Genomic DNA, 13,472 nt, shown 5'->3' with positions numbered 1-13,472 from the left:
ATCATGGGGAAAATTACACTGTTAGTACTTGATGGGTTTGGTATTGGAGCAATGGAAGACTGTGCAGAAGTAAAGCCCGAGGACATGAAAGCGAATACCTATAAACATTTAAGAGAAGCGACCAAGTTGCACATACCATTTTTATATGAGTTAGGTTTGTGCAGACTTGTTGATCAGCAAGGTGAACCTAAGGCAGCATATGGAAGAAACAACCTTGCTCATCATGGTGCTGACACATATATGGGTCATCAAGAGCTGATGGGAAGCAGACCTGGGATTCCTCAAAAAAGATTTATGAAGGACACAGGGAATCAAATAAAAAAAAGTCTTGAAGATGAGGGCTACCAAGTTTCACATCCTATGGAGGGTGCAAGCATACTGCTCGTTGAAGGCTGTATTGTCGTAGGCGATAACCTGGAGTCTTCGCCAGGTAATATTATCAACGTCGTATGTGATATTAATCAGATTACGTTTGAAGAAGCAAGCAAGATCGGACGGATGGTGAGAAGCTGTGTAGATACGAGCAGGGTGATTGTCTTTGGTAATAAAAAGTCAGATATAGCGGACATTCTTTCTGCAGTAACCGAAAAGAATGGCATCCAATGGGGAGTAGACAGCCCAAAAACGAATGTTTACGGAGAAGGCTACCACGTTCTGCATTTAGGGTTTGGTGTAGATTTTCATAAGCAGTTCCCGTATATTGCTGAAGCCAATCACGTTCCGGTGTATCGCATCGGAAAAACAGCCGATGTTATCCAGGCATCCGGTTTTAAGGATCCAGTCGTTGATACGAGAGATGTTTTAAACAGATTTCGAGAATATCACAGAAAAGCCGAGAATAATGCTGTCCTTTTAGTTAATGTTCAAGAGACAGATTTAGCTGGTCACAAACAAGATGTTAACTGGTATAAGGATGTTTTGGAAGTGTCAGATCAATTTATCGGAGAGTTTATTGAAGAGATGGATGAAGAGGATGTTCTTTTGATCACAGGCGATCACGGAAACGATCCGACTATCGGACATTCCAATCATACAAGAGAACAAACACCACTTCTTGTGGTTGGAAAAAAGATAAACCCCGTTAATCTTGGTGTGAGAAGTACGATGGCTGATATTGCTGCCACCATGGCAGAACTGGCAGGTGTACCTCAGCCTGAATATGGTACAAGTTTTTTAAAAGAAGTAATGAGAGCTTAACAGATTCCTAACTAAAATACAGGAGGACTTAAGATGAGAAAAACGTTATCAGTTATGATGTTTATCACTCTTTGCTTTGTAACTTTATTAGGAAACATGAATGTAGGTCATGCACAGCCAAAAGCTACTAAACTTTCTTATGGAACACCTGAACGAGTTGGAATGGATGGAGAAAAGTTGTCAGAAGTAGATCTAGCAGTGGAAAAAGCCATCTCCGACGGAATTACACCAGGCGCCACTTTATTGATTGCAAAAGACGGTAAAATTGTAAAAGAAAAAGCGTACGGATATGCACAAAAGTATGACATGGGAGAGTTATTGGACAAGCCTAATCCTATGAAAAAAGACACGATGTTTGATCTTGCCTCTGTCACAAAAGTGATGGGCACAACTCAAGGGATCATGAAACTCGTAAGTGAAGGCAAACTGTCTGTCGATGATAAAGTTACAGAATATATTCCTGAGTTTGGGGCAAACGGGAAAGAACATGTTACGGTTGCAGATCTATTAACACACACATCTGGACTGACCCCTTGGTATCCAACCTATCTTTTTGTTCAAACACCTGAAGGAGTGCTTGATTACATTAATCAGCTGCCTCTAGAATATGAAACAGGTACAAACAGAAGATACAGTGATTTTAGCTTTATGACACTAGGATTTATCATAGAAAAAATAACAGGCCAACAGCTTGATGTGTATCTTGAATCTGAAATCTATGAGCCTCTTAAAATGAAGCATACGATGTTTACTCCTGACTATGTAAACAAGAAGAAAATAGCGGCTACTTCCTGGGGTAATCCTTATGAATATAAAATGATTGATGATCCAGATTTCGGTTATGATGTGGAAGAGAGTCCAGATTTATTTGTTGGATGGAGAGACTACACGCTGATTGGTGAAGTAAACGACGGCAACAGTTTCTATGGCAATGGCGGAGTTGCAGGACATGCCGGCCTCTTTTCAACAGCTAAAGACCTTGCGAAGTTAGGACAGCTTATGCTCAATGGCGGTTCATACGGGAAAACGGAGTTATATGACGAAAAAGTTATAGAAGATTTTACTTCGGAACAAGCATTTGGACAAGGCTATGGCTGGGAAAGACAGAAGAACTGGTACATGGGTGACCTATACTCTGACAAAGCATTCGGACATACCGGGTTTACAGGAACACAAGTTATTTTCGATCCGGAATACAACTTGCAGATTATCCTATTAACTAATAAACAAAACAACGGACCAAAACCGAATGGATCTTACCATAGTACTGGACCTTTATCTAAAGAGATTGCGAATATTGTTTATGAGTCCATTACAAAATAGAAAAAATAAAGAGCTGCCAACATTGGCGGCTCTTTAACTTTCTCTGTATAATCTATCAGCTCTTCGAACACTCAATATTAATATGACGAATGAAAAGACAATGGTTGAGATCCAAAAACTGTTGTTTTTAGACGCGATAAGGATCGCCATTACGTTCAATATGATTGCTAGACTAAAGCCGGTTACTGTCATCTTATCTTTTAATACTACCCAGTTCATTACTTACCTCCTTTTTCTTAACTGCTAGCTACATATTAACATATTTTTCCTTTCTAACTCGAAATTAATGTCTCCATAAAAAAACGAGTAAGCACTCTCTGCGATACTCGTTTTACTTCTTCTTTAGTTTCGATACCTTTCCAAAATCTGTTCGGTCAAGCTTTCCATATTTTTGTTTTCTCTTTTAGCCTCGGCATATCTCTCATAATCCTCAGCAGAAACCTCCAACAAAAAACTCTTCGGAAAGATATAAGGCTTTCCTTGATCCTGTTCGTCCAAGTTGTTCAACACTTCTAGCTCGTCTTCGTTTTCCTTGTTGCGTGCAGGATCATATACAAACATCTTTCCATACTCTTCTTCTACACTTTTGTTCACATTGATAAAATACTTCATTCACACAACACTCCTGTTTTTTGATTATGTAACTGTTATTCCCTAGACACGTTGTCATCAGACATATAAAGGCACAAAAAGGGAAGATAACCTATAAAAATTGTACAAGCACGACTCGTCATATTTCGAACTTTGTCCCGATATGATGTAGAGAGAGCCTGACAAGCACAGGCTTATCAAGCGGAAAGGGAGTTGGAAGTTATGAAAACTGCAGGTTCTTGGTCTCATTCGTTAAAATTTCTTTTGTTCAGTGCAGTTGGTATTTTCATGTTCTTCATTCCGATCACAGTGAAAGGAAAGTCATCGATCCCACTCGATCATCTTGTAACATGGGTGAGAGATACAGCGGGTGAAGCTGTACCGCTTTATGCATTGCTCGTCATATTGCTCGGTGCTGTTTATCCGTTCTACAAAAAAACGTGGAACAAAGACCGAGTCATGACCACCTTCTCATTGCTAAAAGTTGTGGGACTCGTTGCAGCTGTCCTACTTTACTTTGAATGGGGTCCGAGCTGGTTAAGCGATCCGAACATGGGACCGTTCTTATTTGAGAAACTCGTGATCCCTGTTGGGTTGCTCGTTCCACTCGGCGCTGTCTTCCTTGCCTTTATTGTAGGATATGGTCTGATGGAGTTTATTGGGGTGCTCGTGCAAAAGATCATGAGACCTATCTGGAAAACGCCGGGCAGGTCAGCGGTTGATGCCGTCGCTTCATTTGTCGGCAGTTATTCGATCGGTCTACTCATCACGAACCGCGTGTTTAAAGAAGGAAAGTATACGGTGAAAGAAGCAGCTATCATTGCAACTGGTTTCTCTACCGTTTCTGCAACGTTCATGATCATTGTGGCAAAAACGCTAGGTCTGATGGAAATGTGGAACACCTACTTCTGGACGACGCTTGTGGTAACTTTCTTAGTAACGGCAATCACAGTGAGACTTCGTCCGTTAAGCAGAATGGATGATACGTATTCTGGTGGGGAAGGTCAGCCGGAAGAAGAGGTGAATGAGAAATACTTGCAAACGGCTTGGCGAAACGCGATGGATTCATCTCAGAACGCCCCTGCATTCTTGACTAACATTTGGTCTAATTTAAGAGATGGCTTTCTGATGGCGATGAGTATATTGCCTTCCATTATGAGTGTCGGTTTAATCGCCCTTTTGTTGGCAGAATACACGCCTGTCTTTGACTGGCTGGGTTACGTTTTCTACCCGATCACATGGGCGCTGCAGCTTCCCGACGCTATGCTTGCGGCAAAAGCGGCTTCCATCGGGGTTGCTGAAATGTTCCTGCCTGCACTCTTAGTAGCTGAAGCGGCACTTGTAACGAAATTCGTAATCGGCGTCGTATCCGTAGCTTCCATTCTGTTTTTCTCAGCTAGTATTCCTTGTGTGTTGTCTACAGAAATTCCGGTGAGTGTGCCGAAGCTTGTGCTGATCTGGTTCCAGCGCACGGTGCTGGCGTTAATCCTAGCGACTCCACTGGCTTATCTGCTTCTATAAAAAAATAGATTCGTAAGGGTGCTGCTGAAGTGTTTCGGCAGCACTTTTTTATGTTATTTAGTAATCTAGAACTATTTTCTAAAATTATCAAAATATATCTTTATTTTCCCAGTTGTTATTGTATGATAATGAAGCAGTGATATGAATGGAATGGGGAGAAGAAAGAGTTGAAAAGGAAATTAGGTTCATTATTTTTAATGGCAGTATTGGTGTTAAGCATTTTTCCTTTTACTAGTTTTGCAAACGATGACTTTCCGAGGTATGAGAGTTTATCAGTAAGTCCGCAACAAGCAAAAATAAACGAACAGGTTGGGTTTGATCTTTATGCACCTGATTCTGCCTATTTTATGCTGGAAGCGCGTCTCACGTATCTGTCTCCGCAGGGAGAAGAGCATGTAATTGAATTATTGGGTCCAGACCATTGGAGTGGACAGTTTACAGCTACTTCTTTAGAAGACGTAGGTACGTGGCAGCTTCAAAGTATTTATCTATACGATGACAGCTATAACAGTAGTACGTTTACACGTGAACAAATAGAGCACCCTGAAGATTACGACTTTACTATATTAAATGAAGTGCAAGAAGTAGATGTAACAGCGCCAACTGTGGATGCAATTGCGTTTGAAAAAGAACAAGTACAAGCCGGTGATTTTACAAAGGTTACTGTAACAGCGAGTGATGATACAGAAGTAGAATGGATAACTCTTGGGCTTTATAATACAACTGGACGAGGAAACAATCACGTAACTGATTTTATAAAAACAGAAGATGGAACATTTGAAGCAACGTGGTGGATTCCGCAGTTTACAGACCCTGGTGAGTGGAGAGTGGACTGGATATATGCTGGTGATGCAGCAGGCAATCAGTATAATTGGGACGATTATATGGGTGAATACCCAACATTCTTTGACACCATTCAAGTGTTAAATGACAATCCTGACAATACAGCACCAACGGTATCAAGCATTCAATTTGTGAATGAAAGCGTAGAAGCAGGCAAAGATAATACCATTCAGCTTGTAGCAGAAGATGACGTCTCTGGAATCAACTTTCTTTCAGTAGAATTGAGAAATGAAATGGGACAACGACTTTATATAGATGGAATCTATCCAAATGAAGAGGGTTCATGGTCAGCCGATTTTGTCGTTCCATCTTATATGAAAAATTCAACGTTTAAAGTATGGAATGTATACACACAGGACAATGCAGGAAATGTTGATCATCAGTTTTATGAAGAAGAGTATCCAGTTGGATTTGATACATTTTTGGTTGTAAACGATAACGACGATGTGAATGCACCAATGATTGAAAGTGTAACATTTGAAAAAGATTCAATGGTTACTGAAGATTCCAATACAGTAAGAGTTGCGGCAAGTGACGATAACAGTGGTATCGAAAGTATTGAGATTTACATGACGAGCCCTACCGGTAAAGCAGAAACGAGCACAGCCCTTTTTCCTAACGATGAAGGCATCTTTTTAGGGGAGTTTACAATTCCGCCTTACACTGAACCAGGTGAATGGAGAGTTTCTAAAATTATCGCTAAAGACTTTGCAGGTAATGTTTTAGATAATGTGTATACAGCAGAAAACTATCCAATTACATTTGATACGTTTTCTGTAGAAAACACGGAATTTGATTTTACACCTCCAACAATTAATAAAGTGATTTTCCATACACCAGAAGTAAAAGGTAACGAAGAAGCAAAACTTACCATTTACGCTGAAGATTCTCAAACCGTACCAGCATATATAGAAGTTGAATTAGTGAGTCCAAGTGGTACTCAGATGTTAAAAGGAAGCTCTGATTATTTGGATGAAAGCGGATTGATGCACATCTCAATATCAATACCTAACGATGCTGAGTATGGAGATTGGTTTGTAAAGAATATAAAAGTTATAGATTTAGCCGGAAACGAAGCGAATTATTCATACAGTAGTGATGACTATCCATCTGAATTTGGTAAGCTTTTTGTAAACAACGATAAGATTGCTCCAAGCATCCCTTTTGTTAATGAAGTTAGCGATAATACTACTATAATAACGGGCAATGCAGAGCCGCTATCAACAATTACTGTTTTAGTAGGTGGAGAGTTGTTGGCAAAAGGCCAGGCGACAAAAGATGGTGCTTTTACCATTGAAATCCCATCACAAAAAGTAGGAACTTTATTAACAGTAAGTTCTGCTGATGCAGCGGGCAACGAGTCAAAAGTTGTAACTATTACAGTTTCAGATAAAACTGCGCCTAAAGCTCCAACCATTGTTAAAGTGACAAAGGAAATGATTGCAGGGATGGCAGAACCTCAATCAACTGTTACAGTTACCGATCAGGTAGGAAAAGTGATTGGTTCCTCTAAAGCAGATGAAAAAGGAAGCTTTGTAGTGAGATTCATCAAACAAAAAAATCATGCCGTTTTGTTTTTGAATGCAATAGATTCTGCCGAAAACAAAAGTGATAGGGTAGAGATTTATATTAAGGAAGCTAGAAAATAGATAAATACCAGTCTGAGTATTTTACTTCGACTGGTTTTTTTGTACCTTATTTTCTGCAACTGGTTGTTATGAAAGCCCTTTATCGATAGAATAGTAGTATATAAAATTAAATAATCATTACCACTAGGGGTGCCTTTGTTAAGGCTGAGATTAAAGTGAACTTTAAGACCCTTGGAACCTGATTTGGTTAGAACCAGCGTAGGGAAGTGGTGTGTGGATCAGATACTACGCTATAAATTCTTAAAACTGTGAAACCACCTCTTTGCTACATAAAGGAGGTGGTTTTTTATTGTGGAAAAACAGCTTCATGTAATTACTACGGGAAGGCAAAGTGATGAAGAGTTGGTTAAGATAGCGAAACTCATTCATCCGTACATCACGGCGCTGCATGTACGAGAAAAAACAAAGTCTGCGAAAGAACTCAGTCATCTTATCCATCTTCTGCAGAAAGCTGGAGTGCCTCCCTCTAAAATTATCGCAAATGATCGGGTGGATGTAGCGCTTTGTACAGGTATAAAAGGTGTTCAGCTGACACATCACAGTTTAGATGTGTCACAAGTGCGAAGAGCTCTGCCTGAAATGATGCTCGGCTGCTCTGTCCATTCTGTTTCAGAAGCACAGGATGCTGAACAAAACGGCGCCGACTTCATCATGTATGGTCATATTTTTAAGACTTCTTCCAAACGTGATGCGGAGCCAAGAGGGTTAGATCAGCTTCAACGTGTGGTAGATCAAATCACAATTCCGGTCATCGCGATCGGAGGCATTACACCAGAAAACGTACGGAATGTCATCGGAACAGGTGCATCTGGAATCGCCGTAATGTCAGGCATTTTAGAAGCGGAATCACCACTAAAAGCGGTGAAGCTGTACAAACAACAACTGGAGGTGTGGGATGCGCACAACGTATGATGCCATCATTATTGGAGGCGGCGTGATCGGCTGTTCCATCGCCTATGAGCTTTGTAAACGAAACAAACGTGTGCTGCTTCTTGAAAAAGAAACAATTGGGAGCAGGGCTTCAAGTGCTGCAGCTGGCATGCTCGGTGCAGAGATGGAGTTTGAGACCAATCATCCACTCTATCTGCTCGCAAAAGAAAGTCGGGACTCTTTTACCCCTTTATCACAGGAGCTTTTCGATGTTTGTGGGATAGACATTGAACTGATCCAGAAGGGGATTTATGAACTCGCGTTTACAGAGGAAGAAGCGGATGATTTAAAAAGAGAAGCGGCCAAGCGTCGAGATCAAGATGAAGAGGTTTTCTGGCTTTCAGCTGAAGAACTGATCATAAAAGAACCCGCATTATCCTCACTTGTAAAGGGAGCTCTCTATTTTGAAAAAGATGCTCAAGTGTCACCTGTTAAGCTTACTCGAGCCCTATATCAGTCCGCAAAAATTCTCGGTGCCGAGATAAAAGAGCATACCGAAGTGGTTAGGCTTCTCCAAACCAACAACAGAGTCACAGGTGTCGTAACAACGAAGGAAACGTTTCATGCTGATTCCGTCATAGTAGCTTGTGGGGTGTGGAGCTCAGATATCGAGCCTTCACTAAAAATGGTGCCTGTAAAAGGGGAATGTCTTTCCTTTAAAACACAGCGTCTACTACTCACAGGTACGGTAAAATACAAAAATTGTTACCTCGTTCCAAAGCGAGAAGATCGAATTTTTGTTGGCGCGACAAGTACATCACACGTCTTTAATGAAGAGGTTACATTTTCAGGTCTATTTGAATTGATGGAGAAGGCAAAACAAATCGTTCCTGAACTAAGTGGTGCTCATTTTGAAAAAGCATGGGGAGGCATCAGGCCCCAAACGCTATCCGGTCAACCCTATATCGGTCCTTCTCCACATAAAGAGGGGCTCATTCTTGCAACGGGGCACTATCGAAACGGCATTCTGCTTTCCGCTATAACTGGAAAAAGGATTGCTGACCATATTGAAAGCGAGGTATATCATTCGTGAAACTTATGATAAATGGAGAAGCGGTCATGGTGCCAAATTCTTTGCAGTCGATCACAGATCTGCTGAAGCACCTTAACTTACATGACCAAGTGGTGATTGCGGAAGTAAACGAAGAGATCATCAATAATCAAAAACAAAGTGAAACTCAAATAAAAGAAAACGACAAGATCGAACTTGTTCGATTTGTTGGCGGAGGTTGATTGTATGTTAAACATTGGACACTATTCCTTTTCATCTCGATTACTTTTAGGTACAGGCAAATACCCGGACTTTAAAACACAAAAAGAAGCGGTAGAAGCTTCTGGTTCTGAGATTTTGACGTTTGCAGTTCGTAGAATGAACATCTTTGAAGAAAGCCAACCAAACTTTTTAGAGATGCTTGATCTGAAAAAATACACATTGTTACCGAACACAGCAGGTGCGAAAACGGCAGCAGAAGCGGTACGCATTGCAAAACTGGCGAAAGCATCGGGATTATGTGATATGGTAAAAGTAGAAGTCATCGGATGCGACAAAACGCTGTTGCCGGATCCAGTGGAAACGCTTAAAGCCACAGAAGAGCTATTAAAAGAAGGGTTCATCGTGCTTCCTTATACGTCAGATGATGTGGTCCTCGCGAGACGATTAGAAGAGCTTGGTTCACATGCAATCATGCCTGCCGCTTCTCCAATCGGTTCCGGGCAAGGAATTATTAACCCGCTCTATTTAAAATTTATTATTGAGCAAACGAAGGTTCCGGTTATAGTTGATGCAGGGATCGGTAGTGCGAGTGACGCGATGATTGCGATGGAGCTCGGAGCAGACGGTGTGCTATTAAACACAGCCGTAGCGGGTGCGAAGGATCCTGTAAAGATGGCCCTTGCAATGAAAATGGCGGTAGAAGCTGGAAAGTTAGGGTATGAAGCGGGAAGAATCCCGAGAAAAGAAACGGCAACAGCGAGCAGTCCTTTAGAAGGGTTGAGTGTGAAGTGAATGAGCGTTATTCAAGACAGGAATTATTTAGCCCGATCGGTATAGAAGGGCAATCAAAAATTCGAACAAAAAGCGTGCTCATCGTTGGAGCAGGTGCCCTTGGAGCAGGAAGCGCTGAAGCTCTTACTCGTGCAGGGGTAAAACGGATTGTTCTTGTTGACCGCGATTACGTGGATTGGACGAACCTTCAGCGTCAGCAGCTCTATTCGGAAGAAGATGCAAGAAAACAGCTGCCAAAAGTAGTCGCTGCAAAAAACAGATTGAATCAGATTAATTCTGAAGTAGAAATTCAGGCACATGTGATGGACATGGGGATTGAGGAAGCAGAAGAACTGATCTCGGGTATCGATCTGATCATGGATGCGACCGATAATTTTGAGACGCGGTTGTTGATTAACGATTTGGCGCAGAAATATAAAGTTCCGTGGATTTATGGAGCGTGTGTTGGAAGCTACGGAATTTCTTACACGATTTTACCTGGAGATGGACCGTGTTTGAACTGTTTGCTTGATAAGATTCCGGCGAACGGACAAACATGCGATACAGCAGGAATTATCTCTCCAGCTGTACAGATGGTCACCGCTTATCAAACAGCCGAGGCGTTAAAGATTTTAGTTGAAGACTATGCATCTATCAGGAAAAAGATCGTAACATTTGATACGTGGACCAATCAGCACGTTCAATTAGGGATAGGAAAAGCGAAGAAGGTAGATTGTCCATCTTGCGGAGCTAACCCAACATATCCTTATTTAGAAAAAGGCGCTGCATTAAAAACAGCTGTTCTTTGCGGTCGGGATACTGTTCAAATCCGTCCCGCTCATGCTGTTGAAATTGATTTACAAGAGATGGAGAAAAGATTATTGCCACATGGTGACGTTCGCTGTAATCCTTATTTACTGGAGCTTCAAAGTGGCAGTCACCGCCTCGTTCTTTTTAAAGATGGACGTGCACTTGTTCATGGAACGAAGAATACGACAGAAGCGAAATCTCTGTATCATAGATTTATAGGGTAAGAATTTTGTATAATGAAGTATAGGAGGTGATTTGATTTATGGAGTTTTTTGATCTGCTGTATCAAACGGACGCATTAGTTTTATCCATTAGTATCGCACTAACGTTCATTATAGCTAAGCAGCTTTCGGTCGTTCATCGATCTCTTGTTCATAGATCAAATCACCATGTGAAGCAGGACAGGCTATGTTACGAGAAGAGAATGACCGACTCTCACCTCGTTCAAAACTATTGCTTCATTCGAGACGAGATCGCACGGACAATGTTTAGAAAAGAAACGCCAGATGATAAAGAAGGGCACGTTTACTCCTTGTTTGCTTAGATTTTTTTAAAAACAAGGAGGAACAAATTTGAAGAAATATATATCCATTCTTTCATTGCTAGCGATTTTTCTATTATCCGGGTGCAATAACACACCGATTACAGCAGAAAGCCCAGGTGTGTGGAACCATTTTTTCATCTACCCGTTTTCAAAGCTCATTCAATATGTGGCGTATCTGTTTAACGATAGCTATGGGATTGCGATCATCCTCTTGACGATTGTGATACGATTCCTGATCATGCCGTTAACGTTAAAACAAACGAAAAATCAGGAAAAGATGAAGGAAATTCAGCCGGAGATTCAACAGCTTCGTGAAAAACACACGGGGAAAGATCGAGAATCTCAACTGCAATTACAGAATGAACTGATGGCTGTTTATAAAAAACATGAAGTTAACCCGTTATCGATGGGGTGTTTGCCCCTCTTGATTCAGATGCCGATTCTGTTTGCGTTTTATTATGCAATCATCAAAACGAAAGAGATCGCATTGCACAACTTTCTTTGGTTTAACTTAGGCACAGCAGATCCTCTGCATCTGCTTCCGGTATTAGCGGCTTTAACAACGTTTATCCAATATAAAATGAGTACAACGGAGCTTGCTGCTTCAAATCCGCAAATCAAAATGATGGGTTACGTGATGCCGATCGTTATCCTATTTTCGGCATGGAAGCTTGCTGCCGTTCTGCCTCTTTATTGGATGGTCGGGAATGTGTTTTTAACGATTCAAAATGTGGTGCTGCAGAAACGGAAGAAGAAAACGGCTTCTGCTAGCTTGTAATAAGAAAACGACCAGATTTTTTTAATCTCTGGTCGTTTTTTATGTTCGTATGATGCTCTCTTTATGCCGCGTGTTTTTTGCGCAATCTTTTGTTCCGAATCTCTTCAACAGCACCAGATCCTAAGAGGACACCTGTGATGATAAGCAGAAATCCGAAAACATGCTGAAACAAGATTTGTTCACCTAAAAAGAGATACGCACCCACAAGAGCGAAAAATGGATTCAGGTTAATAAAGATGGAAGCTTCTGATGCTCCGATTTTACCGATGGCCTCATTATAGAGCATATGACCGACTGCTGTCGCAATACAAGCTGAAGCGAAATAGATCAGCCATAGCGAAACGGTCGAATTCTCAACAACTCCTGCAAATCCTTGTGGCTCTTCGATCAATCCGATTACGATCAGGAACAGTGAACCGATCACCATCATATAGCCGGTCATGAGTCGTGGATCTAACGTGTGCGCCACACGCTTGATCAGGATAAAGCTTACAGCTTGCGTGAGAACAGATAATAAAATGTATCCGTCACCGAACGAGATTCCTGCTACCTGACTGTTTCCTTCTAAAACGATGAATGCAACACCTGAGAACCCAAGAAGAAGTCCGATCGATTTTAAGAGCGTAAGAGGTGTTCCTAAAAACGAGATGGCAAGAATAGTCGTTAGAAGTGGCGACATTCCCATGATCAACCCGCCGTTCGTGGCTGTTGTTTCGGTTAACCCGATGGATAAAAAATAATGATGCGCAACAACATTAAAGATCGACGCCAGAAAGACATACCAAAACTCTTTTTTCGTAAGCCACCGAACTTTTTTTATTATAGAGAGAAGCAGAAATACGGTTAAGCCCGCAGTTAGAACACGAATTCCAGTGATTGTAACAGGCAAAAAGTTCGTAACCAAAATTTTCGTCGCGGTTACGTTTAACCCCCACACCACCATCACTAGGAATAAAATCACATACGTCCGATACGCTTTCATTATGTCATCTTCTTTCTTCTGCTTTTTACTTCATAAAGTAAAGTATTTCAATGATTTTAATTTCCATTGTACAGCATTCAAAGTGGATTTACAGGAAAAAAGCTTACAAATTTTAGATTGAGGCGAAATGACCATATCTACTTTAAAAGGTAGTCTGCTATAGTGGGAGAAAATGATTTTGAAGTTGTTGATAAAGGGTCTGTCAGGTTCCATTTTGTCGAATCGCCTTTATTTTTGATTTTTGACTTAATTGGTCGCTGTTTTGACTTAATGCGTGGCTGATTAGACTTAATCTGCTATGAAAACGACCTTATTGAACC

At 41.1% G+C, this 13,472-nt stretch carries 14 protein-coding genes and 1 riboswitch; of the genes, 11 read left to right on the top strand and 3 right to left on the bottom strand.

From position 1 onward, the window contains the following. Positions 1-3 precede the first annotated feature (3 nt). Positions 4-1,197 carry a phosphopentomutase gene (locus IHV09_RS18435; protein ID WP_197190136.1) on the top strand — a complete coding sequence of 398 codons (1,194 nt, stop codon included), beginning with the start codon at positions 4-6 and terminating at the stop codon, positions 1,195-1,197. Positions 1,198-1,230: 33 nt separating this feature from the next. After that, complete coding sequence (locus IHV09_RS18430) at positions 1,231-2,520, top strand: serine hydrolase (RefSeq protein WP_197265171.1); 1,290 nt, start codon at positions 1,231-1,233, stop codon at positions 2,518-2,520. 33 nt (positions 2,521-2,553) lie between these two features. On the opposite strand, the gene IHV09_RS18425 is transcribed toward IHV09_RS18430, so the two are convergent. After that, on the bottom strand, positions 2,554-2,739 hold the full coding sequence (locus IHV09_RS18425; RefSeq protein WP_197265170.1) for a hypothetical protein: 186 nt from the start codon (positions 2,737-2,739) through the stop codon (positions 2,554-2,556). Positions 2,740-2,862: 123 nt separating this feature from the next. Then, positions 2,863-3,132 carry a hypothetical protein gene (locus IHV09_RS18420; RefSeq protein WP_197190132.1) on the bottom strand — a complete coding sequence of 90 codons (270 nt, stop codon included), beginning with the start codon at positions 3,130-3,132 and terminating at the stop codon, positions 2,863-2,865. Positions 3,133-3,333: 201 nt separating this feature from the next. On the opposite strand from IHV09_RS18420, the gene IHV09_RS18415 reads away from it, so the two are divergent. From IHV09_RS18415 to yidC, 9 genes are all read left to right on the top strand, one after another. Next, the gene (locus IHV09_RS18415; RefSeq protein ID WP_197265169.1) at positions 3,334-4,632 is read left to right on the top strand and encodes a YjiH family protein; all 1,299 of its coding nucleotides are present in this window, start codon (positions 3,334-3,336) and stop codon (positions 4,630-4,632) included. Positions 4,633-4,799: 167 nt separating this feature from the next. Beyond that, the gene (locus IHV09_RS18410; RefSeq protein ID WP_197265168.1) at positions 4,800-7,124 is read left to right on the top strand and encodes an Ig-like domain-containing protein; all 2,325 of its coding nucleotides are present in this window, start codon (positions 4,800-4,802) and stop codon (positions 7,122-7,124) included. 115 nt (positions 7,125-7,239) lie between these two features. Then, positions 7,240-7,346: riboswitch (TPP riboswitch) on the top strand. A gap of 69 nt (positions 7,347-7,415) precedes the next feature. Beyond that, positions 7,416-8,036: a thiazole tautomerase TenI gene (tenI, locus tag IHV09_RS18405; protein ID WP_197128338.1), complete on the top strand. Its 621-nt coding sequence runs from the start codon at positions 7,416-7,418 to the stop codon at positions 8,034-8,036. Next, positions 8,020-9,087: a glycine oxidase ThiO gene (thiO, locus tag IHV09_RS18400; RefSeq protein WP_197265167.1), complete on the top strand. Its 1,068-nt coding sequence runs from the start codon at positions 8,020-8,022 to the stop codon at positions 9,085-9,087. Before tenI ends, thiO begins: the two co-directional genes overlap by 17 nt. Before the next feature lie 5 nt (positions 9,088-9,092). Continuing rightward, positions 9,093-9,287 carry a sulfur carrier protein ThiS gene (thiS, locus tag IHV09_RS18395; RefSeq protein WP_231618404.1) on the top strand — a complete coding sequence of 65 codons (195 nt, stop codon included), beginning with the start codon at positions 9,093-9,095 and terminating at the stop codon, positions 9,285-9,287. A 4-nt stretch (positions 9,288-9,291) separates the two neighbouring features. After that, complete coding sequence (locus IHV09_RS18390; RefSeq protein WP_137791075.1) at positions 9,292-10,059, top strand: thiazole synthase; 768 nt, start codon at positions 9,292-9,294, stop codon at positions 10,057-10,059. Next, positions 10,056-11,072, top strand: a complete 1,017-nt coding sequence (locus IHV09_RS18385; RefSeq protein ID WP_197265166.1) for a MoeB/ThiF family adenylyltransferase — start codon at positions 10,056-10,058, stop codon at positions 11,070-11,072. Before IHV09_RS18390 ends, IHV09_RS18385 begins: the two co-directional genes overlap by 4 nt. Positions 11,073-11,110: 38 nt before the next feature. Further along, complete coding sequence (locus tag IHV09_RS18380; RefSeq protein WP_197128343.1) at positions 11,111-11,392, top strand: hypothetical protein; 282 nt, start codon at positions 11,111-11,113, stop codon at positions 11,390-11,392. A 28-nt stretch (positions 11,393-11,420) separates the two neighbouring features. Continuing rightward, complete coding sequence (yidC, locus tag IHV09_RS18375; RefSeq protein WP_197265165.1) at positions 11,421-12,170, top strand: membrane protein insertase YidC; 750 nt, start codon at positions 11,421-11,423, stop codon at positions 12,168-12,170. A 61-nt stretch (positions 12,171-12,231) separates the two neighbouring features. On the opposite strand, the gene IHV09_RS18370 is transcribed toward yidC, so the two are convergent. Beyond that, positions 12,232-13,152 carry a DMT family transporter gene (locus IHV09_RS18370; RefSeq protein WP_197190125.1) on the bottom strand — a complete coding sequence of 307 codons (921 nt, stop codon included), beginning with the start codon at positions 13,150-13,152 and terminating at the stop codon, positions 12,232-12,234. Positions 13,153-13,472 lie beyond the last annotated feature (320 nt).

This window comes from Fictibacillus sp. 23RED33 (assembly GCF_015903925.1).
GTDB lineage: Bacteria > Bacillota > Bacilli > Bacillales > Fictibacillaceae > Fictibacillus > Fictibacillus phosphorivorans.
Note: the sequence above shows the minus strand (reverse complement) of the source record. Positions and strands in the feature narration are given on the sequence as shown.